Origin of the sequence: Lutibaculum baratangense AMV1 (assembly GCF_000496075.1) — a bacterium.
GTDB classification, from domain to species: domain Bacteria; phylum Pseudomonadota; class Alphaproteobacteria; order Rhizobiales; family Tepidamorphaceae; genus Lutibaculum; species Lutibaculum baratangense.
The window spans coordinates 63,244-86,333 of record NZ_AWXZ01000037.1; the positions used below are offsets into that span (position 1 = coordinate 63,244).

25 protein-coding genes are annotated in these 23,090 nt (G+C 69.4%); 16 read left to right on the forward strand and 9 right to left on the reverse strand.

Features of this window, described 5'->3' with window-relative positions; all coding sequences use genetic code 11:
* Position 1: 1 nt before the first annotated feature.
* From N177_RS13610 to N177_RS13660, 11 genes are all read left to right on the forward strand, one after another.
* Entirely contained in the window at positions 2-391 is a 390-nt protein-coding gene (locus N177_RS13610; protein ID WP_023432939.1) for a hypothetical protein, read from the forward strand.
* Positions 392-396: 5 nt separating this feature from the next.
* Entirely contained in the window at positions 397-1,029 is a 633-nt protein-coding gene (locus tag N177_RS13615) for a cytochrome c oxidase assembly protein (protein WP_040485837.1), read from the forward strand.
* A complete protein-coding gene (locus tag N177_RS13620) occupies positions 1,026-2,204 on the forward strand; it encodes a c-type cytochrome (RefSeq protein WP_023432941.1) in 1,179 nt (392 codons plus the stop codon). Before N177_RS13615 ends, N177_RS13620 begins: the two co-directional genes overlap by 4 nt.
* A 150-nt stretch (positions 2,205-2,354) precedes the next feature.
* Positions 2,355-2,768: a universal stress protein gene (locus tag N177_RS13625; RefSeq protein WP_023432942.1), complete on the forward strand. Its 414-nt coding sequence runs from the start codon at positions 2,355-2,357 to the stop codon at positions 2,766-2,768.
* Positions 2,769-2,822: 54 nt separating this feature from the next.
* Positions 2,823-4,439, forward strand: coding sequence for a BCCT family transporter (locus N177_RS13630; protein WP_023432943.1), 1,617 nt, complete (start codon positions 2,823-2,825; stop codon positions 4,437-4,439).
* Positions 4,440-4,698: 259 nt separating this feature from the next.
* Positions 4,699-6,729, forward strand: coding sequence for a BCCT family transporter (locus tag N177_RS13635; protein WP_023432945.1), 2,031 nt, complete (start codon positions 4,699-4,701; stop codon positions 6,727-6,729).
* Positions 6,730-7,083: 354 nt separating this feature from the next.
* A complete protein-coding gene (locus N177_RS13640) occupies positions 7,084-8,142 on the forward strand; it encodes an ABC transporter ATP-binding protein (protein ID WP_425280799.1) in 1,059 nt (352 codons plus the stop codon).
* A 55-nt stretch (positions 8,143-8,197) separates the two neighbouring features.
* Positions 8,198-9,121 carry an ABC transporter permease gene (locus N177_RS13645; protein ID WP_040485841.1) on the forward strand — a complete coding sequence of 308 codons (924 nt, stop codon included), beginning with the start codon at positions 8,198-8,200 and terminating at the stop codon, positions 9,119-9,121.
* Complete coding sequence (locus N177_RS13650; protein WP_023432948.1) at positions 9,114-9,932, forward strand: ABC transporter permease; 819 nt, start codon at positions 9,114-9,116, stop codon at positions 9,930-9,932. The genes N177_RS13645 and N177_RS13650 overlap by 8 nt, the downstream gene beginning before the upstream one ends.
* A gap of 43 nt (positions 9,933-9,975) precedes the next feature.
* Positions 9,976-11,010 (forward strand): extracellular solute-binding protein, encoded by a 1,035-nt coding sequence (locus N177_RS13655; RefSeq protein WP_023432949.1) that lies wholly within the window; start codon positions 9,976-9,978, stop codon positions 11,008-11,010.
* 115 nt (positions 11,011-11,125) lie between these two features.
* Positions 11,126-12,322: a serine hydrolase domain-containing protein gene (locus N177_RS13660; protein ID WP_023432950.1), complete on the forward strand. Its 1,197-nt coding sequence runs from the start codon at positions 11,126-11,128 to the stop codon at positions 12,320-12,322.
* A 22-nt stretch (positions 12,323-12,344) separates the two neighbouring features.
* Here N177_RS13660 and N177_RS13665 read toward each other — a convergent pair whose 3' ends face one another.
* Positions 12,345-12,605, reverse strand: coding sequence for a hypothetical protein (locus N177_RS13665; RefSeq protein WP_152527928.1), 261 nt, complete (start codon positions 12,603-12,605; stop codon positions 12,345-12,347).
* A gap of 207 nt (positions 12,606-12,812) precedes the next feature.
* Between N177_RS13665 and N177_RS13670 the strand changes: the two genes are divergently transcribed.
* Positions 12,813-13,139 carry a hypothetical protein gene (locus N177_RS13670; protein WP_023432952.1) on the forward strand — a complete coding sequence of 109 codons (327 nt, stop codon included), beginning with the start codon at positions 12,813-12,815 and terminating at the stop codon, positions 13,137-13,139.
* A 63-nt stretch (positions 13,140-13,202) separates the two neighbouring features.
* Here N177_RS13670 and hmuQ read toward each other — a convergent pair whose 3' ends face one another.
* The 7 genes from hmuQ to N177_RS13705 all read right to left on the reverse strand — a co-directional run bounded on the left by hmuQ (position 13,203) and on the right by N177_RS13705 (position 19,186).
* Positions 13,203-13,523: a heme-degrading protein HmuQ gene (gene hmuQ / locus N177_RS13675; protein ID WP_023432953.1), complete on the reverse strand. Its 321-nt coding sequence runs from the start codon at positions 13,521-13,523 to the stop codon at positions 13,203-13,205.
* Positions 13,524-13,549: 26 nt separating this feature from the next.
* Positions 13,550-14,932, reverse strand: a complete 1,383-nt coding sequence (locus N177_RS20665) for an energy transducer TonB family protein (protein ID WP_023432954.1) — start codon at positions 14,930-14,932, stop codon at positions 13,550-13,552.
* 2 nt (positions 14,933-14,934) lie between these two features.
* Positions 14,935-15,345 carry an ExbD/TolR family protein gene (locus N177_RS13685; RefSeq protein WP_023432955.1) on the reverse strand — a complete coding sequence of 137 codons (411 nt, stop codon included), beginning with the start codon at positions 15,343-15,345 and terminating at the stop codon, positions 14,935-14,937.
* Positions 15,346-15,373: 28 nt separating this feature from the next.
* Entirely contained in the window at positions 15,374-15,763 is a 390-nt protein-coding gene (locus tag N177_RS13690) for an ExbD/TolR family protein (protein WP_023432956.1), read from the reverse strand.
* A complete protein-coding gene (locus N177_RS13695; protein WP_023432957.1) occupies positions 15,753-16,469 on the reverse strand; it encodes a MotA/TolQ/ExbB proton channel family protein in 717 nt (238 codons plus the stop codon). The genes N177_RS13690 and N177_RS13695 overlap by 11 nt, the downstream gene beginning before the upstream one ends.
* Before the next feature lie 36 nt (positions 16,470-16,505).
* Positions 16,506-16,832: a hypothetical protein gene (locus tag N177_RS13700; RefSeq protein WP_023432958.1), complete on the reverse strand. Its 327-nt coding sequence runs from the start codon at positions 16,830-16,832 to the stop codon at positions 16,506-16,508.
* Positions 16,833-17,074: 242 nt separating this feature from the next.
* Complete coding sequence (locus N177_RS13705; RefSeq protein ID WP_023432959.1) at positions 17,075-19,186, reverse strand: TonB-dependent hemoglobin/transferrin/lactoferrin family receptor; 2,112 nt, start codon at positions 19,184-19,186, stop codon at positions 17,075-17,077.
* 247 nt (positions 19,187-19,433) lie between these two features.
* Between N177_RS13705 and hemP the strand changes: the two genes are divergently transcribed.
* The 4 genes from hemP to N177_RS13725 all read left to right on the forward strand — a co-directional run bounded on the left by hemP (position 19,434) and on the right by N177_RS13725 (position 22,416).
* Positions 19,434-19,625: a hemin uptake protein HemP gene (hemP, locus tag N177_RS13710; protein ID WP_023432960.1), complete on the forward strand. Its 192-nt coding sequence runs from the start codon at positions 19,434-19,436 to the stop codon at positions 19,623-19,625.
* Between the two features lie 8 nt (positions 19,626-19,633).
* Positions 19,634-20,554 carry a heme/hemin ABC transporter substrate-binding protein gene (locus N177_RS13715; protein ID WP_023432961.1) on the forward strand — a complete coding sequence of 307 codons (921 nt, stop codon included), beginning with the start codon at positions 19,634-19,636 and terminating at the stop codon, positions 20,552-20,554.
* Positions 20,555-20,737: 183 nt separating this feature from the next.
* Positions 20,738-21,622 (forward strand): FecCD family ABC transporter permease, encoded by an 885-nt coding sequence (locus N177_RS13720; protein WP_023432962.1) that lies wholly within the window; start codon positions 20,738-20,740, stop codon positions 21,620-21,622.
* Positions 21,619-22,416, forward strand: a complete 798-nt coding sequence (locus N177_RS13725) for a heme ABC transporter ATP-binding protein (protein ID WP_023432963.1) — start codon at positions 21,619-21,621, stop codon at positions 22,414-22,416. The genes N177_RS13720 and N177_RS13725 overlap by 4 nt, the downstream gene beginning before the upstream one ends.
* Positions 22,417-22,451: 35 nt before the next feature.
* On the opposite strand, the gene N177_RS13730 is transcribed toward N177_RS13725, so the two are convergent.
* Entirely contained in the window at positions 22,452-22,913 is a 462-nt protein-coding gene (locus N177_RS13730; protein WP_023432964.1) for an Rrf2 family transcriptional regulator, read from the reverse strand.
* Positions 22,914-23,090 lie beyond the last annotated feature (177 nt).

Genomic DNA, 23,090 nt, shown 5'->3' on the forward strand with positions numbered 1-23,090 from the left:
GATGGCGGACACGACGACCGGGCGGCGGCCCGGGCACAGGGACCAGCTGATCGGGCTGACGATCGCGCCGCTGATCTGGGCTGCGCATTTCCTCGTCTGCTACGTCTTCGCGGCGGTCTGGTGCGCGAAGCTGCCCGACGCGGGCCTCGCGGTGCCGCGGCTCGTGGTGGCGGCGGCGACCGTCGTCGCGCTCGGCGGCATCGGCCTCGTCGCGCTGCGCGTGTTCGGCCAGTGGGGCTTCACGCTTCGCGAGGAGCCGCGCCACGACGAGGACACGGTGGCGGCGCGGCACGCCTTCCTGAGCCGGGCGACGTTCCTCCTGTGCGGGCTGAGCGCGGTCGCGACCGTCTACGACGCGATCCCCGCCCTCTTCCTGTCGACCTGCCGGTGACGACGATGCGCCCGCTTTCTCTGACCGCCGCGATCCTGCTCCTCGCCCTCGCCTGGGGCGGGCCGCTGCCCGGCATGACGGCGGGCAGCTTCACGGCGCACATGATCCTGCACGTGACGCTCGTGGCGGTCGTGGCGCCGCTTCTGGCGATGGCGCTCGCCGGCACGCGGCTCGACCCGACGATCGGGGGCGGCGTCCTCTTCGCGCCGCTGACGGCGCTCGTCGTCGAGTTCTTCGTCGTCTGGGGATGGCACGCGCCGGGCCCGCACCTCGCCGCGCGCGTCTCCTGGGCGGGCTTCGCGGCGGAGCAGGCCTCGTTCCTGGCGGCCGGGCTCCTCGTGTGGCTGTCGGCGATCGGCGGCCGGAGCGGCGACCGGCAGCGGGCGGCGGGCGGGGTGGCGGCGCTGCTCCTCACCTCGATGCACATGACGCTTCTGGGCGCGCTCTTCCTCCTCGCGCCGCGCGTCCTGTGCACGCCGCCGACGGAGCTGCACGCGCTTCTCGGCCTCTCGGCGCTCGAGGACCAGCAGCTCGGCGGCACGATCATGCTGGCGGTCGGCGGGCTCGCCTATCTCGCCGGCGGCCTCGCGCTCGCCCGCAGGCTCCTCGTCCTCCCCGCACCGGAGCCGCGCATATGAGGATCAGCGACGCCTTCCGCGACTGGCAGGAGACCGGCAACGTCCGGCGCGACATCATCAAGCTCGCCCTGCTCGCCTTTCTCGTCGCCTTCGCCGGCGTGGCGTTCCTGTTCATCGGCTTCTTCAACGTCGCCGCCAGCACCGGCCACTGGGCGGTCACCGACGTCGTGCTGCACACGGTGATGCGCCAGTCCGTGAAGTTCCACGCCTCGGGAATCGAGCTCGCCGACCTCGACGACATGGGGCTCGTGCAGGCGGGCGCCGGCCATTTCGAGGCCGGCTGCGCCCCCTGCCACGGCTCTCCGGCGGAGCGGCGCAATCCCGTCGTCCTCGAGATGACGCCCCACCCCCCGTCGCTCGACGAGAAGGTGCCTCACTGGCAGCCGAACGAACTCTACTGGATCGTCAAGAACGGCGTGAAGTTCACCGGCATGCCGGCCTGGCCGACCCGGCGGCGCGAAGGGGAATACGGCGCGTGGCACGACCGGGAGATCGAGGCCATGGTCGCCTTCCTCCAGCGGCTGCCGGACATGACGGCCGGGGAATACGAGCGCCTGGCGCTCGGACCCGTGGCACGGGAAGCGGGCGAGGCGTCGGCGCGGCTGCAGGGGCTGTCGGAGCCGGTCGTCCCACTCCTTCAGACATGCGCGCGCTGCCACGGCTTCGACGGGCGCGGGCGCGGCAGCTCCCTCATTCCGCGCCTCGACCTGCAGACGGAGGAATACCTCCTCGCCTCCCTCAGGGCGTATGCCCGCGGCACGCGCATGAGCGGCATGATGCAGCTTCAGGCGAGTGGGCTGTCCGAACACGAGATGCGCGAGCTGGCGCGCTACTATTCGCAGCAGGAGGCGGGGAGCGTCGATCCCGGCACGAGCTTCCTCGACGAGGACCTCGTGGAGCGCGGCAGGGAGATCGCGACCGAGGGGCTGCCACGGGAGAAGATCCCGGCCTGCCACTCCTGCCACGGCACGGAGCGACCGCGCCGGGAGATCATCCCGCGCCTCGCGGGCCAGCGGCGCGAGTATCTCGAGTTCCAGCTGAAGCTCTGGCACGCCGAGAGGCGGGGCGGCACGAACTTCGCCCACGTGATGGAAGCCGCCGCCCGCGGGCTCGACGAGACGCATATTCCAGCCCTCGCCGCCTATTTCAGCGCCCTGCCGCCGGTCCGGGACTGAGCCCGCGGAATCGCAGGCGACCGCCCCCTTCCGCGTCTCTCCCGCCGCAGCGCAGCACAACCCGATCCTGTACACCCGCAGCATGTTGGACCAGACTAGCTACCCGCGCCCCACCGGCGTTACCGACACACGAGCAGGAGGGCAGCTCGGATGTACAAGAAGATCATGGTTCCGGTGGACCTTTCCCATATCGACCGGCTGCAGAAGGCCCTCGATACCGGGGCCGATCTGGCGAGGCATTACGGCGTACCGATCTGTTACGTGGGAGTGACGTCCGCGGCGCCTGGTCCGTTGGGACACAACCCCCAGGAGTACAGCCGGAAGCTCAGCGAATTCGCGCAGGCAGAGGCGGATCGCCGGAGCATCGCCGCCGAAGCCCGCGCCTATGTCAGCCACGACCCCGCCGTCGACCTGGACAAGACGCTGCTCGGCGCCGCGCATGACGTCGAGGCCGACCTCGTCGTGATGGCATCCCACGTGCCGGGCCTCCCCGACCACATCTTCGCGTCGAACGCGGGCTATCTCGCCTCGCATGCCGACATCTCGGTCTTCGTGGTGCGATAGGCACCCGGAAAGGCCCCGACCTCAAAAAGCCAGTCAGAAGAACGGAGCCTCGACATGTCCGAGACGGGCGAACCCACCCCGGAAGGTGCCGCGAACATCATCGAGACCGACTACGAGATCGGCCAGGACAACATCACGACCAGCATCGGTCCGTTCGGGCTCGACATTCACAACCCGGTCTTCATGATCTCGGGACTGACGATCGTCGCCTTCGTCATCTTCACGCTGGCGTTCCAGCAGGAGGCCGGGCCCTTCTTCGAGGGCCTGCGCGACTGGCTGACATCGAGCCTGGACTGGTTCTTCATCCTGGCAGCCAACGTGTTCGTCCTGCTCTGCCTGTTCCTGATCGTGTCGCCCTACGGCAGCGTGCGGCTCGGCGGCACGGAAGCGACGCCCGACTACGGCTATGCCGGCTGGTTCGCCATGCTGTTCGCGGCCGGCATGGGCATCGGCCTCATGTTCTACGGCGTGTCCGAGCCGATCTCCCACTTCTCCTCCTCGGTCGCCGAGGATGCCGGGAGTGCCGACAGCTGGGCACCCCTCGGCGGCGCGGCCGGGGACGAACTCGAGGCGCGCCGCCTCGGCATGGCGGCGACGATCTTCCATTGGGGCCTTCACCCCTGGGCGATCTACGCCGTGGTGGCCCTCGCCCTCGCCCTGTTCTCGTACAACAAGGGCCTTCCGCTGACGATGCGGTCGGTCTTCTACCCGATCTTCGGCGAACGCGTCTGGGGGTGGACGGGCCACGTCATCGACACGCTGGCGGTCTTCGCGACGCTGTTCGGGCTCGCCACCTCCCTCGGCCTCGGGGCCGAGCAGGCGAATGCCGGCCTCAACCACCTCTTCGGCCTCCCCGTGAACAACGCCTCGAAGGTGCTCCTGATCACGGCCATCACCGCGGTCGCGCTCGTCTCGGTGGTCGCGGGTCTCGACGCGGGGGTGAAGCGCCTGTCGGAGATCAACATGGTCCTGGCGGCGCTTCTCCTCCTGTTCGTGCTGCTGGTGGGGCCGACGATCGCGATCCTCACGGGCTTCTTCGCCAATCTGTGGGAGTACGTCGTCTACCTCCCCGAGCTGTCGAACCCGTTCGGCCGCGCCGACGACAACTTCCGGCAGGGCTGGACGGCCTTCTACTGGGCCTGGTGGATCTCCTGGTCGCCCTTCGTCGGCATGTTCATCGCGCGCGTGTCGCGGGGGCGAACCGTGCGCGAGTTCCTGACCTGCGTCCTCATCATTCCCTCGATCGTCTCCGTGTTCTGGATGACGACGTTCGGCGGGACGGCGATCACGCAGATCGTCCAGCAGGGCATCCAGGCGGTCGCCGACGCGCCGCTCGAGCTCAAGCTCTTCCTCATGCTGGAGGAACTGCCGCTCGCGATGCTGACCTCGTTCATCGCGATCGTCCTCGTCATCGTGTTCTTCGTCACCTCGTCGGACTCCGGCTCGCTCGTCATCGACACGATCACGGCCGGCGGAAAGATCGACGCCCCCGTCCCCCAGCGCGTGTTCTGGGCGACCTTCGAGGGGCTCGTCGCGATCGCGCTCCTGCTCGGTGGCGGCCTGACGGCACTGCAGGCGGCCGCCGTCTCCACTGGGCTGCCCTTCACTTTGGTGCTGCTCCTGGCGTGCTACGCCATCGTCAAAGGTCTCGCGAGCGAGCCGCGGGGCTGACCGATCGGAGACGGTCGGGGGGCCGGGCCGCCCACCGTCTCCGCCCGTTCCCGGCGGGCTTCCCCGCCGGAGGGCCCTCGCTTCGCCGCCAGAACTCTTCCGGAACCATCATCGGCAGGCGGCGTTGCCGAACCGGCGCCGCATTCCCGCCACAGTCACTCCGACCGCCGTCTCCGGGGACGCGGCCGGCGGATGCGACCGCGAGAGGGGTGAGAGCTCCGGCCTGCCCTCCGGCCAGCACAGCCAAGCGAGAGAGACCTTGAGCGATCAACCAAGCTTTGCACGACCGGGGAAGGGGATCGCCGCCCACTTCCATCCTCCCGTCTTCTATGGCGCGAGCGCCATCATCTTCTTCTTCCTGGCCATCGGCCTCGTGTTTCCGGACCGCGCGGAATCGATCTTCTCGTCGATCCAGTCGAGCATCATCTCCGGCTTCGGCTGGCTCTACATACTTGCCGTCGGGGCCTTCGTGCTGGCGATGCTCTACGTCGCCCTGAGCCGCTTCGGGCAGCTGAAGCTCGGGCCGGACGACGCCGAGCCGGAGTACAACTACCTGACGTGGCTCGCGATGCTGTTCGCCGCCGGCATGGGCATCGGCCTGATGTTCTACGGCGTCGCCGAGCCGGTGATGCACTACTCCTCCCCGCCGGTCGGCGACGGGGGCACGGTGGACGCGGCGCGCAACGCCATGGTCTACACGTTCTTCCACTGGGGCTTCCATGCCTGGGCCATCTACGCGGTGGTCGGGCTGTCGCTCGCCTATTTCGCCTACCGCTACAATCTGCCGCTCGCCGTGCGCTCCGGCCTCTACCCGATCTTCAAGAACCGGATCTACGGGCCGATCGGCGACGCCGTCGATATCTTCGCGATCGTCGGGACGCTGTTCGGCGTCGCCACCTCGCTCGGCCTCGGCGTCATGCAGATCAATGCAGGATTCAACTATCTCTTCGGCCTGCCCAACACGACCTTCATGCAGATCGTCCTGATCGCCGTCATCACGGGCATGGCGACCATGTCGGTCGTGACGGGGCTCGACGTCGGCATCCGCCGCCTGTCGGAGACCAACCTGATCCTCGCCGTGCTCCTGATGTTCTTCGTGCTGTTCGTCGGGCCGACCGTCTTCCTGCTCGGGGCGTTCCCCCAGAATCTCGGCAACTATCTCGGCCATTTCTTCGAGCGCACCTTCACGATGTACGCCTACGAGCCGAACGACTGGCTCAGCGACTGGACGCTCTTCTACTGGTCGTGGTGGATCGCCTGGTCGCCCTTCGTCGGCATGTTCATCGCCCGCATCTCGCGCGGGCGCACCGTGCGCGAATTCGTGCTGTCGGTGCTGTTCATCCCGCCGCTCTTCACGTTCTTCTGGATGACCGTCTTCGGCAACAGCGGCATCGCGCTCGACATGGGCGCGGCCGCCGGCGCGATCGCCGAGGAGGTGAACGCCGACATCGCCACCGCGCTGTTCCAGTTCTTCGAGTACCTGCCCGGCACGACGATCATGTCCGGCCTCGCGATCCTGCTCGTGACCGTGTTCTTCGTCACCTCGTCGGATTCGGGCTCGCTCGTGGTCGAGACGCTGGCCGCAGGCGGCCGGGAAGACGCGCCGGTCGCGGCCCGCGTCTACTGGGCCGTCCTCGAGGGCGTGATCGCGGCTCTCCTGCTGCTCGCCGGCGGCCTGACGGCGCTGCAGACCATGACGCTCATCTCGGCCCTGCCCTTCGTGATCGTCATGATCCTGCTCGTCTACGGTCTCCTGAAGGGCATGAACGCCGACATGGCGCGGCTCCAGCCCAGGCTGGGGCCGGTGGCGGCGCACCCGGTCACCGAACTGCCGTGGACGGCGCGGCTGAACCTCATCCTGAACCAGCCGCAGCGCCAGGACGTCGGCCGCTTCATCAAGCAGACGGCGGAGCCGGCACTCGAGGCGGTGGCGCACGAGATGCGCGAGCGGGGCCTCGACGCTCTCGTCGCCGAAGACCGCGACGAGGGCGTGGCGCTGACGGTGAACTCGCAGGACGTCAGGAGCTTCGTCTACGGGGTGGAGCCGCAGCGCCACCTCGTGGCCGCCTTCACGGCGGGCGACGTCAGCCGCGGCGAGACGAAGCGGCCGCATGTCTGGTGGGCGAAGACCTATTTCGGCGACGGGAGCCGCGGCTACGACGTGATGGGCTTCACCCGCGAGCAGATCATCAGCGACATCCTCGCGCAGTACGAGCGCTACCAGACGATGATGCACTCGCACAGCACGGCGCTCTACCTCACCTCTCCCGACCCGGGACAGGTGGCCTGACGTCCGGCGCGCGGGCCCCGACCTGCGCCATGACGGCCGGTGCGCCCGACGTTCGCCTTGCCTGAAGATCGAGCAGCCCCCGCCCGCAGGCGGGGGCTTTGTCGTGCCCGCCGCCGGGCCCGCCGGTGACGTCAGGCTGTCCTTCCGTCCGCCGCTGCATCGGTCGGCGCCGCCCGCTGCCGCCGCTTTCGGCTGCCCCGAGATTGACCGGAGCGTCGCTTCGGCTGCAGCATGTACCGGGCATGCGAGGGAGTGGGAAAGCTGCAGGCCACAGTCACGCAGGTGCAACCGGGAGAGCGGGCCGCGGCGCGGCTCGGAACGGGACAAGGAGCCGTTGCGATCGCTCTCAAGGGCGTGAGCAAGGTGTTCGGCAGCGGTGCCGATGCGTTCAAGGCCGTCGACGACGTCTCGGTCGATATCCGCCAGAACGAGTTCTTCACGCTGCTCGGGCCGTCGGGCTGCGGCAAGACGACCCTGCTTCGCCTCATCGCCGGGTTCGAGCATCCGACGTCGGGGGAAATCCGCCTGAAGGGCAAGGACATCTCGCCGCTGCCGCCGTTCGACCGGCCGGTGAACACGGTTTTCCAGAGCTACGCCCTCTTCCCGCACATGACGGTGGCGCAGAACATCGCCTTCGGGCTCGAGATGCTGCGCCGGCCGAAGAGCGAGGTGCAGGAGACGGTCGACCGCATGCTCAAGCTCGTCCGGATGGAGCAACTCGCCAACCGGCGCACGAGCCAGATATCGGGTGGCCAGCAACAGCGCGTCGCGCTCGCCCGCGCCCTGGCCCCGCAACCCGAGGTGCTGCTGCTCGACGAGCCGCTGTCGGCGCTCGACTACAAGCTGCGAAAGGAGATGCAGATCGAGCTGAAGCGGCTGCAGAGCGAGACAGGCATCACCTTCATCTTCGTCACGCACGACCAGGAAGAGGCCCTCACCATGTCGGACCGCATCGCGGTCATGAGCGAGGGCAACATCCTGCAGATCGGCAGCCCGCGCGAGATCTACGACCACCCGGCGCAGCGCTTCGTCGCCGACTTCATCGGCGAATCGAACTTCCTGAAGGCGGAGGTCGTGCGGCCGCTCGATCCGGGCGCCGAGATCCGCCTGCCGTCCGGCGCGACGCTGACGGCCGGGGTGCCGGAGGGGATGCGGCCGGCAGGTAGCGTCACCGTCGTCGTGCGCCCCGAACATGCGCGCGTCGTGGCAGATCCGGCGGCCGGCGCCCTCAGGGGCCGCCTCACCAACATCGTCTATTTCGGCACGGACACGCACTACCACGTCGAGCTGCCGCAGGACGGCGAGTTCATCGTGCGCATGCAGAACCAGCGCGGCTCCGAGGCGAGCTTCGAGACCGGCGACGAGGTCGGCATCGAGATCGGCGACGGGGCCCCGCAGGTCCTGAAGGACTGATACGATGGCCGCGCAAGACACGAGCCCCGCGCCGGAGGAGGTCGCCGCGCCGACGATGGCGCCGCACGGGACGGACTACGCCGCCATCGCGATGCGCCGCGAGCGCCGCAACAACCTCGCGCTGGTCTCGCCCGCCCTCCTCATCCTGGTGGTGGGAGCGTCGGGCCCCCTCGTCGTCATGCTGATCTACTCGTTCCTCGCCGCCGGCGACTATGGCGGCGTCGTATGGGAGTTCTCGACGCAGGGCTGGTTCCAGGTCTTCCTGCAGCGGGACATGTTCGACGACACGATCGGCTTCGCCGACGCGCATCTCTCGATCTTCTGGCGATCGCTGTCGCTCGCCTTCATCACGACCGTGCTCTGCGTCATCTTCGGCTTCCCCACCGCCTACTTCATCGCGACGAGGCCGCCGGAGCAGCGCTCGCTGTGGCTCTTCCTCGTCACGATCCCCTTCTGGACGAACCTCCTGATCCGCACCTACGCGATCATGGAGGTCATCCGGAACGAAGGGCTCGTGAACACGGCCCTCATGAAGGCGGGGCTGATCTCGCAGCCGATCCAGATGCTCTACACAGACTTCGCCATCATGCTCGGCATGACCTATGTCTACCTGCCGCTGATGGTGCTGCCGCTCTACGCATCGATGGAGAAGCTCGACTTCCGCCTAGTGGAGGCGTCCTACGACCTCTATGCGAGCCGCATGAACACGCTGCGCCGGATCATCCTGCCGCTCGTGAAGCCCGGCCTGATCGCCGGCTCGATCCTCGTCTTCGTGCCCTGCCTCGGCGCCTATGTGACGCCGCGCGTGCTCGGCGGGGGCAAGAGACTGATGCTCGGCAACCTGATCGAGCTCCAGTTCGGCCAGGGCCGCAACTGGCCGCTCGGCGCGGCGCTGTCGATCACGCTCCTTCTGATCGTGATGGTCGCGCTGCTCATCTACGTGCGAAACGCCTCCAGACAGGGAGGCGCCCATGGCTGAGGCGCGCCGCATCAGGCCGTTCGCCGTCCGCCATCTGCCGGGCTTCCCGACGATGGCGCTCATCTGCTTCGTCTGCCTCTACGCGCCGATCATCACGCTCGTGATGTTCTCCTTCAACGAGTCGATGTCGATGAGCCAGTGGGGCGGCTTCTCCTGGCGATGGTACGTCGCCGCCTGGGAGAACGAGCGGGTCCAGCAGGCCTCGCTCCTGTCGCTCATCGTCGCGACCTGCGCCTCGCTGATCGCCACCACCGTGGCCACCGCCGCGGCGCTCGGCACGACCCGGACGAGGCGCTACCGGGGCCTGACGGGGATCTATGTCCTGATCAACCAGCCGCTGATGGTGCCGGAGATCGTGACGGGGGTGGCGCTGCTGATCGTCTTCGCGATGGTCAAGGTGTGGACCGGCTACACCGGGATCGGCTACCTGATCCTCGCGCACACGGCCTTCTGCATCCCCTTCGCCTATCTGCCGATACGCGCACGCCTCGAGAGCATGGACGCGACCCTCGAGGCCGCCGCCGCCGACCTCTACGCGACGCCGTGGATGGCATTCCGCCGGGTGACGTTGCCGCTCCTCTGGCCGGGGATCCTGGCCGGCGGCATGCTCGCCTTCGTGATCTCGCTCGACGACGTCGTCATCACCGAGTTCGTGAAGTCGGGCGGGCAGGACACGCTGCCGACCTACATGCTCAGCCAGATCCGCCGCATCGTGACGCCCGAGATGAACGCCATCTCCACCGTCTTCCTCGCGATCTCGATCGCGCTGGTGACGATCTTCTTCCTGCTCAGTCGCGGGAAGAAGCAGTGACGGGCTCCTGGGAGCCCCAAAAAGTGAACCGGAGGGTACTGACATGAAGTGGACAACGGGTGCCGGGCTGACAGCAGCCGCGCTTCTCGCCTCGACGGGCCTCGCCTCGGCGGAGGGCAAGCTCAACATCTTCAACTGGGGCAACTACACGAGCCCCGAGCTGATCGAGAAGTTCAAGAAGGAATACGACGTCGACGTCACCGTCACCGACTACGACTCCAACGACACGGCGCTCGCGAAGGTGAAGGCCGGCGGCCACGGCTTCGACATCGTCGTGCCTTCGCACAGCTACATGCCGATCTGGATCAACGAGGGCCTCCTTCTGGAGTCGCGGCCCGACCAGATGGAGAACTTCGAGCACATGTCCGACCGCTGGAAGGACGTGGACTGGGACCCCGGCCGCCGATTCTCCGTGCCGTGGCAGTGGGGCACGACCGGCATGGCGGTGAACACGTCCGTCTATGACGGCGACCCCAACACCTCGGCGATCTTCATGGATCCGCCCGAGGAGCTCGTCGGCAAGGTCAACGTCGTGCCCGAGATGATCGACGTGATGAACCTCGCCATCCGCTATGTCGGCGGCGAGCCCTGCACGAGCGACAGGGAAGTCCTCAGGAAGACGCGTGACGCGATGATGGCCGCGCGCGACAAGTGGATGTCCATGGATTACGGCACGACGGAGAAGCTCGCGGCCGGGGACATGGTGGCGAGCGTCAACTGGAACGGCTCGACCCTCCGGGCGCGAATGCAGAACCCGGACATCGTCTACGGCTATCCGCGCGAGGGCTACCCGCTCTGGATGGATTCCGCGGCCGTGCTCGCCGACGCGCAGAACCCCGAGAACGCGAAGCTCTTCCTGAACTTCATCATGGATCCCGAGAACGCGGCGATGATCTCCAACTTCGCCCGTTACGCCAACGGCATCGACGGCTCCGAGCAGTATATGGCCGAGGACATGAAGGGAGCTCCGGAGATCGACGTGCCGGAGGAGTTCCAGTCGGCCGGCGCGTTCAACCCGAGCTGCCCGCCCGAGGTGCAGCAGATGTACACGCAGATCTGGACCCAGCTCCAGAAGTGACGAGTGCGCGGGCGGGGCCTCGGCGGCCCCGCCCGTCCGCATCTGCTGGGCCGTGGCCGCCACGGCGCCCGACCGCTCCGCCCGCCGATCATGCCGGCGGACACCGAGGACCTCGATGACGACCACCCCCGTGATGCGCGGCTTCCCGCCCGAGATGGCGCAGCAGGTGACGCTGGCGAACTGGCGTCAACCGGGCTTCAACCGCTGGGCGTTCCACCATGTGAACGAGATCATCCCGTCCGCGTCGATCCCGTCGGAGCCCCGTCTGCTGACCCCGGTCGAGATCCATCATGAGGGCCGCGTCCGCTCCGTCGGCTTCGAGGACGGGGATGGGCGGGAATGGACCCTCGAGAACCTCCTCCCGGCCGGCTGCACCGATGCTTTCGTCGTGATGCGGCATGGCCGGATCGTCCATGAATGGTACGATGCGGGGGTCGACCCGCGGCGGCCGCACATCGTCTTCTCCGTGTCGAAGTCGCTGACGGGCATCCTCGCTGGCATCGCCGCCGATCGCGGGCTCCTCGATCCCGAGGCGCCCGTGACGCGCTACGTGCCGGAGGCGGAAGGCTTCGCCTTCGGGGACTGCACCGTGCAGCACGTGCTCGACATGACGGTCTCGCTCGAGTTCGACGAGGACTATCCCGCAGCCGACGGGCCGTTCAGCCGCTACCGGCAGGCGATGAACTGGAACCCGGGCCCGCGGGAGGGAGAGCCGCCTGACCTCAGGAGCTTCCTCCTCAGCCTCGGCAAGGGGCGACGGCCGCACGGCGAGGTGTTCCACTACGCCTCGCCCTCTTCCGACATGCTGGGCTGGATCCTCGAGCGGGCGACCGGGCGGCGCTTCGCCGATTGCTTCGCGGAGGAGATCTGGCAACCGCTGGGGGCGGAGCGCGACGCATATGTCACGGTCGACCGGCTCGGCGCGCCGCGTACCGCCGGGGGCATCTGCGCGACGGCGCGCGACCTAGCGCTCGTCGGCGAGATGATGCGCCGCCGCGGCACGGCGAACGGGCGCCAGATCGTGCCGGGCTGGTGCGTCGACGACATCCTGTCGGGCGGCGACGTCGCCGCCTGGGCGGCGGGCAGCTATTCCGGCATGCCGATCACAGGGCCCTACCGGAGCCAGTGGTACGTCGCCGACGCCGAGCGCGGCAGCTTCTGCGCCATCGGCATCCACGGCCAGTGGCTCTATATCGACCCGCCGGCGGACCTCGTGATCGTGAAGCTGTCCTCTCAGCCCGACGCGGAGGACGATGCGCTCGACCGGCTGAACCTCGCAGCCTTCGCAGCGCTCGCCGACGCCCTGACCTGACGGGCGGCCCGGCCCCTGGGCTTCAGCCCTCGAGGACGAGGTTGCGGCCCTCGAGCCGGTGCCGGCCGTCCCCGACGCGGGACAGCCCGCCGATGCGCCCGTCGGCATTGACCGATACGACCACACCCCCGCCGTCTCGGAAGACGATCTGGTGGGCCGTCATCTCGTTCATGTGCATCACCCGGTAGTCCTGGACGGAAGCGAGGTCGGCGATGCCGACCCTGTCCACCTCGGCCACCCGAACGCCCGGAAACTCGTCGCCGCCGCCTTCGATCGTGCTCATCGTCGTCGCCTCTTCGGCTCGACCGTCGGAATGCCCCGTCGCCGTGAACGGTTCCGCCGGCCGGCGCGACGTCGACACGCACGATCGTACAATCCGCAGCCTCGGCGGGTCGGCTCCTTAGCGGTTGATTAAGGAAGAGGCACTCAGATGAGGAACCATCCACGGCCGCGCCGGTTGTGGTCAAGTCGCAATCCGATGACGTCGTCCATGGCCACCTTCATCCGTCGGAGGAAGCCGCGCGAACATGAGCTGGGGCTGGAGTTCACCCGCGGTGCGGCCGGGGTGGAGGTGACGCTGCTCGCACCCAGCGTCAACGGCATCCCGCTGCGCTTCAAGGGGATGGCGCCCGAGTGCGCGATCGCGACCGCGCGCGACCTCGCCCAGGAGCTGGGCCTGGTCGTCGCCGTCGTCGACAACGCCCAAGTCTGGCAGGACGTGCCTCCGTCGCCGGACGGCGGCCCGCTCATCCTCGACCGCCTGGGCCGGAGCGGCTCGACCGTGACCCCGACCCTGCACGCACCGCCGCTCGACTGACGGACGGCCGGAGCGGCGGAAGCGGCCGTGAGGCCGGCCCCGCCGCCGTGGAGCCCGTGAGGTTCAGCGGCCCGGCACGAGCTCGATCACCGGCTCGAAGCCCTCGAACTCCGGCCCGCCGATGTAGAGCGGCTTGTTGGCGCCCGCGTTGCGGTGCGCCGCGCGGAACGCCTCCGACTTCGTCCAATCCTCGAAGGCCGACTTCGACGCCCAGATCGTGTGCGAGGCGTAGAGCGTGAACTCGTCGTTCGCCGGCCCCTTCATCAGGCGGAACTCGATGAAGCCCGGCACGCTCTCGAGATGGCTGTCGCGCGACCGCCAGACCTCCTCGAAATCGGCTTCGCTGCCACGCTTAACCTTGAAGCGGTTCATCGCCAGAAACATTGCTGCTCCTCCTTGTGGTTGGCCCGCTAGCGCGGGCTGAAGCGGATGGGGACTGTGAAGGTCATGCTCGACCGCCCCGTCGAGGGCGGGATCGGCGGGAACGGCTCGGCCCGCCTCACCGTGTCGACGGCTGCCTGGTCGAGGATCGCATGGCCGGAGCTGCCGCCGAGGCTGACGCTCGTCACGCGCCCGACGGCATTGAGCGTGAACCGGACGGTCGCCGTTCCGCCGATCCTCTGGCGCTGGGCGGCGGACGGATAGCGCTTCGCCCGCTGGAGGCGCGCCACGACCTGCCCCGAATAGTTCGACAGCGCCGCCTGCCCGCCGTCGGCGTCGCGCCGGCCGCCCGTGCCGCGCGCTCCCCCGGCGGCCGCCGACGAGCTCGCGCGCTCCTGGGCCTGCCCGCGCGAAGACTGCTGCGGGGCGGGACGCGCCTGCGTCTGCGTCCGGGTCTCCTGGCGCTGGCGCCGCGGCTCTTCGCGAACCGTCTGCCGCGGAGGCGGCTCGACGCGCGGCACGTCGTCCGGCCGGACCCTCGGCATCGGCACGGCCTCCTCGGCCTCGATCGCCTCGGCCACCTCCTGCGGCTCGACGAGTTCGGCCTGCTCGGGCTCGACGGCCTCGACCTCGGCGGGTTCGACCGCAGTGGTGGTGGCTGGCTCGACGAGCTCGGGCTTGGCCGGTTCGGCGGCAACGGGCTCGGTCGGCTCCGGCTCCACCGGCGATGCCTCCACGACCTCCGCTGGCGGCGTCTCCGCCTCCGGGACCTCGGGATCCGGCGTTTCCGGCTCGGCGACGGCGGTTTCGGCGGGCTCCGGGCGCTCCGCCTCGGCAACCTCCTCGGCCTCCACCGCCTGCGGCAGCACGGCCTCCTCGTCCGGCCGCTCCTCCTCGAGCGTCCGCCCGGGCAGGAGGACGGGCGTCTCCGCCTCGGTGGCGTAGGCCACGACCGCCTGTTCCTCGGGCTCCTCCGGCAGCGCCTCGAGCGGCTCCGCCGCCTCGCGGCTCTCGGGCTCGACCGGCATCTCCGGCTCCTCGATCGGCTCAGCCTCGGGCGTTTCCGGCACGGAAGGCTCGGGCGTCTCCGGCTCGGCCGGCTCGGGCCTCCCGGCCTCCGCCACCTCGTCGGGGCGCTGCGCCTCCAGGGGCTCGGCCTCGGCGGCGGGCACGACGTCGGTCGGCTCGACGGGTTCGGCCTCCTCCGCGACGTCGACCTCTTCGAGCTCCGTCGTCTCGTTCTCCGTCTCGAGATCCTCGGTCATCGACGACACGGGGACACCCCACACGGCGGTCTCCCGGCCGGCGGAGCGCTCCATCATCACCTGCTCCTCGCCCCTGAACAGGGCGAAGCCCGCGAGATGGACGGCGACGGAGAGCGCGACCGCGAAGGCGAAATGGGGCCCGCGCATCGTCACTCGCCCCGACCGCGGAGGGTGACGAGCCGCAGGTTCGAGACGCCGCCCCTGGCAAGTGCGTCGAGGATCAGGGCGAGCTCGCGCGAGGGCAGCTCGCGGTCTAGCATCACCGACAGGGGCTGCCCGCGATCGCGCTCGTCGTCGGCGCGCACGATGCCGCTCAGCTCCGAAACCGTGACCGGCCGGGCGCGGTAGGCCATGCGACCGTCGCCCGAGACGAACAGCACGGCCGCCGGCGACCGGGCCGCCGGGCTCTCCCGCGTCGTGACGGGATCGAGCTCGACCGGCGACGGCGGCGTCATCGTGCCGGCGATCAGGAAGAAGATCAGCAGCAGGAAGACGACGTTGATGAGCGGCACGACGCCTTCATCGCTCAGGCGCCGCGCAGGCGGCTCGTCGAAGCGCATGACGGCTCCTCGGGTTTCTCGTCCCTCGTCAGCGGGCGAGCGCGACGTTGCCCACGCCCGCGCCCTTCGCCCGCTCGAGAGCTGCGACTATGTCCTGCGACCTCGCCTCGGCGGAGGGCCGGACGATGACGGAGGTCGGCTGTCCCGCGGCCAGCTCAACGAGCCGCGCCCGGATATCGTCTGCCGCGACCGGCTCGCCGTTCAGCCGGAAGGCCCCGTCGGAGCCGACGCTCAGGAGCACCGGTCGCGCCTCCTCCTGGACGGGCCCGCCGCCCGATCCGGCCAGCGAGACCTCGACCACCGAGTACTTCGCGAAGGTCGAGGCCAGCATGAAGAACATCAGGAGCAGGAAGACGACGTCGATCAGCGGCGTCAGGCTGAGCGTCCGGCGCGGAGGTCGGACGTCGTTAACGTGCATGGGCGAAGCTCGCGGCCCGCGCCGGCGTCGCCTCCTGCCCCTGGCGCCCCGGGACCTGCGGCCGCGAACCGGCCGCCGTCATCACCTGCGAGGAGAGCGACTCCATGAGCCGCTTCTCGCGCTCGATGGAGCCGTCGAACCAGTAGAGCGACAGCGCGGCGGGAATGGCGACCGAGAGGCCGACGGCGGTCGTGAGAAGCGCGACCCAGATGCCGCCGGCCAGCGCGGAGGGATCGACCTGCGCGCCGGCGGATTCGAGCGTCTGGAACGCCTCGATCATGCCGAGCACGGTGCCGAGCAGTCCCAACAGGGGCGCTGCCTGCGCGATCGCCTCGAGAATGCGCAGGAAGGAGCGCAGGGAGGCGAGCTCGTTGAGCGCCGCCTGCTCCACCTGCTCGCGCACGAGAGCCGGATCATGCCGCTCGAGAACCCCGTCCATCGCCGTCGAGACAACGTTCGCCAGCGGCCCGTTGACCGTGCGGAGCGCGCGGGCGGCTTCCGTGAACCGCCCCTCGTCCCAGGCGTAGACGGCCCGCTCCACCCGCCGGCGGTTGCGGCCGCCGACGCGGGCGAACTGCCACATCTTCGCGAAGATGACGGCGAGGCCGATCACCGACAGGAACACGAGGAGCGCGACGACCGGGCCGCCGAGCTCGATGATGCCGATCAGGCCGGCGAGCACGCCGCCGGACGATGCGTCTTCCATAATCACTCCGTGGCCGAGTACTCGGGATGGCCGAAATCAGTTGTCTGCGGCGCCCTGGGCCGGCGAGACCGACGACACGAACGGCGCGTCGGCCCGGCTCGACAGGTCGAGCTCGGCGAGGCACGCCGCGGGATCGAGCCCCTCGCCCTGGCACTCCGTCACGTCGTTGAGGAGCACCCGGCCGATCCCAGCGCATTCGAGGCCCGACACGTCGAACTGGTGCACGCGGATCTTGCCCGGCGGGAGGTCGCGCGAGCGCAGCAGGAGGAAGCGCTCGACGCGGTCGTCGCGGTCGAAGAGCACCGTTTCCACCGTGAGAAGATCGATCGGGCCCTGCATCCGGTTCGTGAACACGAGGTTCATGCGGCAACCGTTGTCGATCTCTTGCAACCGGTTGAGTTCGATTGATATGCTGGAGGCGGCAACCGCCGAGCCGACACTGGTCAGGAGGAGGAGAGAGGAGACCAGCGCCGACCCGACGGCCGCCAACGGGCGCCATGCATGCCTTGCTCGACGTATCCTCCGCGCCGCTCGCCCCGATGACGGTAGAGGACGTGTCGAGTTCCCCGGCATATGCTGCATAGCTCCCGTATCCCTGTTCCGGCTCAGTTGAGACCGAGCCCGTTATGTGTCGAGCCATCCGCGCCGAAGCGCATGGTGATGGCGAGCTTCGCGTTGAAGCCTTCCTCCTGAACGCCCGCGCCACCTCCGGCGACGGCGTTGAAGTAGTTGACGTAGGCTTCGCCGAAGAGATTGTTCAAGCGGACGTCGAAGCGCAACCGGTCGTTCGGCTCATAGGAGGCGAAGAGGTTGACGAGAGTGTGGGCGTCGACGCTGGTGCCGTTGCGCTCCGCGTCCGCCACGTGCTCGACCTCGCCGCCGAAGGTGAGGCGCCGGTCGAGCGCCCGGAAACCGAGCCGGCCCGTCGCGACGGTCGGCGGGACCGAGATGAGGTCCGAGCCGTCCGTGCTGTTCTCGCCGTGGAGCACCGCCAGGCTTCCGGCCCCGAACACCCAGCCCGCGTCGTAGGCGAGCTCGAGCTCCACGCCGCGGATCCGCGCCTCCGACACGTTGGTGTAGCGGTAGCAGGCCGGCACGTAGTAGCCGCCCGGCACCCAGATCGGCGGCAGGCCGACGAGGTAGGGGCAGTCCGGGTCGCCGCCGAAGGCCGCCGGCGGCAGCTCCTCCAGGTCGATATAGTCGTCGACGTCGTTGTTGAACCACGACAGCTTCGCCCTGACGCCGTCGCCCGGCACGAAGACGTCGTCGCGCTCGAAGTTCACGCCCGCCTCGAACATCTTCGACGTCTCCGGCCTGAGGCCGGGATTGGGCAGGAAGGGGAAGACGACGCCGGAGGGATGGAGCCCCTCGATCAGCGTCTCGTTGACGGTCGGGGCGCGATAGCCCTCCGCATAGGTGACATAGGGCTGGAGCCCCCGCAGCGCCGTGCCCTCGAACGGCTTCACGCCGACCGTCAGGCGCGGCGAGAAGCGGTCGCCGTCGGTGTCGACATTGTCGCCTTCGAGCGAGAAGCCGTCGTAGCGGACCGCCGCGATGAGCTGGAGCCAGTCGGCGTACTCGATCCGGTCCTGAACATAGGCGCCATAGGCGGTGCGTTCCCCACCCGGATTGTAGAGGTCGCCGCCGCCGAGATCGTCGAACGTGTCGACGTCGTCGCGGAACCAGTCGCCGCCGACCGTGACCGCGTGGTCGAGGGTCCCGGTGGAGAAGCGCGAGGCGTTGTAGACGTCGAAGCCGGTGGTGACGAGCTCGAACCCGCGGCGGTTGCCGGCCGGGATGAGCACGGGCAATCCCGTCGCCTGGTCGTAGCCCAAGGCGTCGACGCCGCTCGACTGGGAGATCTCCGTCTGGTTGACGAAGCCCGAGACGTGAAGGTCGACGAGGGGAAGCGCGGGATCGTCGAAGACCCACTGCGCGGTATAGGTGTTCTGCGTGAAGTCCGTCCGGTACTGCCCCGAGCCGGGCTCCTCCCAGTCCTCGGAGTTGCCGACCCAGCCGAGCTCGATCTCGTGGAAGTCGGCGGGACGGAAACTGACCTTCGCCAGGCCGGCCAGCACGTCGAACGAGGAGTTGTCGACCGTGTCGCCGCGCCCGTCGGTGTAGTCGCCGAAGTCGCGCCAGACGATGTTGCCGATGACGTCGACCTTGTCGGTCAGCCGGGCGGCCGCGACGCCGCTGAGGACGATGCCCTCGCCGTTCGTCTCGTAGCGCGCCTTGAGCGAGGCCGCCGCCCGCTCGCCCTCCTTCAGGAAGTCTGCGGCATCCTTCGTCTCGAAGGCCACGACGCCGCCGATCGCGCCCGAGCCGTAGATGTTGGAGACGGGACCGCGCACGACGGTCACCTCCTGCAGCATCTCCGGCTCGACCCAGACCGGGCTCTGGTTGCCGTGGTCGTTGCGCTGGAAGTTGTTGCGCGCGCCGTCGAGGATCACGGCGACGCGGCCGAAATCCTGCAGGCCGCGGATGTTGATGCTCGAGGCGGTGCGGTTGGCGTCCTGCGAGGCCGCGACGCCGGGAACGCCGAAGAAGAGATCGGCGGAATCCGTCGGCTGCAGGAGCCTCAGCTCCTCGCTCGAGACGACCGACACGCCGGCCAGCGCCTCCGACCAGCGCTGCTCGGTCCGCGCTTCGATCACCGTGATCTCGTCGAGATGCACGACATCCGCGACGCCCTCTTCCTGTGACTGGGCCGGCACAGCCAGGCCCGCGACAGACGCAACCAATACCCCGCGCAAGACGACGCGCGCCATGACACCCCCCAAAGAGACAGCTGAAGCCCCGATCGGCTAGCTACTCGGGCGATGCCTTTGGCTTGCTCTCGTTTGCGCGGCGAGCCGCTGCGGCCCCCGTCAAACCCATGGCTTGCCATCTATGATAATATGACTATTACAGTCAAGTTATGTGACGCGAGTTTTTTGGCCACGCCATCCGGGGGGTGCGAGATTGCTGCCGAGAAAGCCGAGGGACGCGGCCGGAGATGCCGAACAGGCGACGGGCGAGGGACGGACGGGCGAACCGCGGGTCGTGCGCTCGGACGACCTCCTCGGTGGCTGCCGGCAGGTCGTGATCGTCCACAACGACGAGCAATACGTCCTGCGCCTGACCCGGCAGGGCAAGCTGATCCTCAACAAGTGAGTGGCCCGATGAGACCGAAGCACAAGGCGCGGCGCGCCGCCCTCGCCGGGATCCTCCTGGCGGCGACGCTCACTTCAGGCGCGGACCGGGCGGCCGCGGCCGAACGGATCGTCTCCCTCGGCGGCTCGATCACGGAGATCCTCTACGCGCTCGGTCGAGAGGGGGAGATCGTGGCCGTCGACACGACGAGCCAGTATCCGCCCGCCGTCACGGAGACCCATCCCGATGTCGGCTACCTCAGGGCGCTCTCGGCGGAGGGCGTGCTCTCCGTCGGCCCGACGCTGATCCTCGCGGAGGCCGATGCGGGGCCGCAAGAGGCCGTGGCCCTGCTGGAGCAGGCGTCGATCGCCTTCAGGCGGGCGCCCGACGAGCCATCGGCGGAGGGGCTCGGCGACAAGATCTTGTTCGTCGCCCGCGCGGTCGGCGACGAGGCGGCGGGAACGGGCTTGCGCGAGACGGTCGAGGCGGACCTGGAGACGATACTCGGCGCGACGGGGGCGATCGAACCGCGGGCGCGCGTGCTCTTCGTGCTGAGCGCGGCCGGCGGGCGGATCATGGCCTCGGGTGCGAACACGGCCGCCGCCTCGATGATCGAGCTGGCCGGTGCGGAGAACGCCGTCGGCGGCTTCGAAGGCTACAAGCAGATCAACGACGAGGCGGTTCTCGCCGCGGCGCCGGACGTGATCGTGATGATGGCGGGCGGCCCTCACATGCCGGCGAACGAGGAGGTCCTGAGCCTTCCCGCCCTCGCCGACACGCCGGCCGGCCGCGCGCGGCGCCTCGTGACGATGGACGGTCTCTACCTCCTCGGCTTCGGCCCGCGCACCGCCCACGCGGTGCGCGACCTCGCGCACGCCATCTATCCGGACCTCGGCCTGCCGGACCTCCCCGAGCGGCCGTGGACCGCCGCGGGCGGCAACGGGGGATGACGGCCCTCGCCGAAACGGGTGCCGGACGGACGGGCGACCGGGCCGGGCGCACCCTGGGGGTCACGGCCGGGCTCGCGGCGCTGCTCGTCGTGACGGCCTTCCTGTGCCTGTCCGTCGGGCCCACGGGCTTCGTGCCGGGCCAGGTGCTGTCCGGCCTCGTGGCGGGCTCCGGCACCGGGGGGCGTGCCCGACGTCATCCTCTGGCAGATCCGCATGCCCAGGGTGCTCGTGGGAGCGATGGTCGGCGCGGCGCTCGCCGTCTCGGGCGCGGTGATGCAGGGCCTCTTCCGCAACCCGCTCGCCGATCCGGGCCTCGTCGGCATCTCCGCCGGCGCGAGCCTCGGCGCCGTGACCTACCTCGTCATCGGCGCGCCGCTTGCCGCGCTCCTGCCGCATGCGCTCGCGATCTACGGGCTGCCGATCAGCGCGGCGATCGGCGGACTGGCCGCGACGCTCGTCCTCTACCGCATCGCGACCCGCGAGGGGCGAACCTCCATCGCGACGATGCTCCTCGCGGGCATCGCGCTCGCCGCCCTCGTCGCCGCGATGACCGGCCTCCTGATCTACATGGCGGACGACCGGCAGCTCAGGGACATCACCTTCTGGAGCCTCGGCAGCCTCGGCGGCGCGAACTGGGAGAAGGCCGCGGCGATCGCGCCGTTCCTGCTCGTGCCGATGATCGCCGTCCCGTTGCTGGCGGACGGGCTCGACGGGCTGCTCCTCGGCGAGGCGACGGCCCGGCATCTCGGCATCGGCGTCGAGACCCTGAAGCGCGTCGCCATCGCCGCCGTCGCCGCGTACGTCGGGGCCGCCGTCGCGGCGGCCGGCCCCATCGCCTTCGTCGGGATCGTCGTGCCGCACGTCCTGCGCCTCGCCATCGGACCGCGACATCGCGGCCTCCTGCCCGCGAGCGCACTCCTGGGCGCGGTCCTGCTCCTCGCCGCCGACGCCGTCGCCCGCACCGTCGTGGCGCCGGCGGAGCTGCCGATCGGCATCCTCACCGCGCTCTTCGGGGCGCCGCTCTTCCTGTGGCTTCTCCTGAAACGCCGCATGCTGGTGGACCTGTGAGCATCGAATTCGCCGATATCGACGTGCGTCTCGGCGGCAGGAGCGTGCTGCGCGTCGATCGCCTCACGCTCGAGGCAGGCGAGCTGACGGTCGTCGTCGGGCCGAACGGGGCGGGCAAGTCGACCCTCATGCGGGTGATGAGCGGAGAGCTCGTGCCACATCGGGGAAACGTGGCGCTCGCCGGCCGCAGGCTCGCGGATTGGACGCCGGCCGAGCTCGCCACGGCGCGCGCGGTCCTGCCCCAGGCCACGACGCTCGCCTTCCCCTTCACCGTCTTCGAGGTCGTCGGCCTGGGCCTGATCTCGGCCGGCCGGGGCCTCGCCGCGCCCGACCGGCGCCGCCGGGTAGAGGACGCGCTCGCACGCGCCGGCCTGGCGGACTACGCGCACCGGTTCTACCAGCAGCTTTCGGGCGGGGAGCAACAACGTGTGCAGTTCGCGAGGGTGCTGTGCCAGCTCCCGGCGAGAGGGCGCGGGCGGGGCCCGACCTGGCTGATGCTCGACGAGCCGACCGCGAGCCTCGATCTCAGGCACCAGTTCGCGATCCTCGACGAGGCTCGCAACCATGCCCACCGCGACGGCGGGGCGGTCGCCATCCTGCACGACCTCAACCTCGCGAGCCTCTACGCCGACCGCCTGCTGGTCCTCGGCGAGGGAGGGCTCAAGGCCGACGGGAGACCCGGCGAGGTCCTCTCGCAACGGCTCGTCGAGGACGTGTTCGGGGTGCGACTCGCCTTCGCCCACGGCGCGAACGGCCGGCCGTTCGTGTTGCCGGAACGCGCCGCCACACCCTGAGAGACAGTGGGGCCGCGGGCCCTTTCCCTCGGGTCCTACTGGATCGTCGGCGCCTTGCCGCTGAGCGCGGCGATCGCCTCGGCCCGCGGCTTCGGGCGTGCCGTCACCAGATCCTCCAGCGTGTACTGCTCGAGAACGTCGATGAAGGCGCTGATCGCCTCGTCGAGGATGCGGTTGATCGGAGCGATCGGCCGGATCGGGCAGGCGCCGATGTCGCCGCCGAGGCAGTCCGCCTCGATGCGCGTCTCCTCCGTCGCCTTCACGACCTCGCCCAGGCGGATGTCCTTCGCAGGCCGCGCGAGCCGGATGCCGCCACCGCGACCGCGCACCGTCTCCAGCACCCCGCGCTGCACGAGAAGCGGGATGATCTTGAACAGGTTGTGTTCGGTGATCTGATAGGCTCGCGCGATCTCCGGCACCTTCACGAGCTTCCCCTGCGCCTGGCCGCAGTGAATGAGGATACGGAGCGCGTAGCCGGTCTGCTTGGTGAGCCTCATGCTGTTCCCTGGCCTAACCGGTCCATCGTTGCGTCGCGGGCGGAAGCATATACCACGACGGCCCGTTGGGCGATCCCACCGCGTCCGTCGCCGATTGCGCCGGCGCAACGGCGCGACGTCGAATGCACCACGCCGGCCGCCAATGTGGGTTTTCTGGCAATGTGTTGCAAGTGTGGT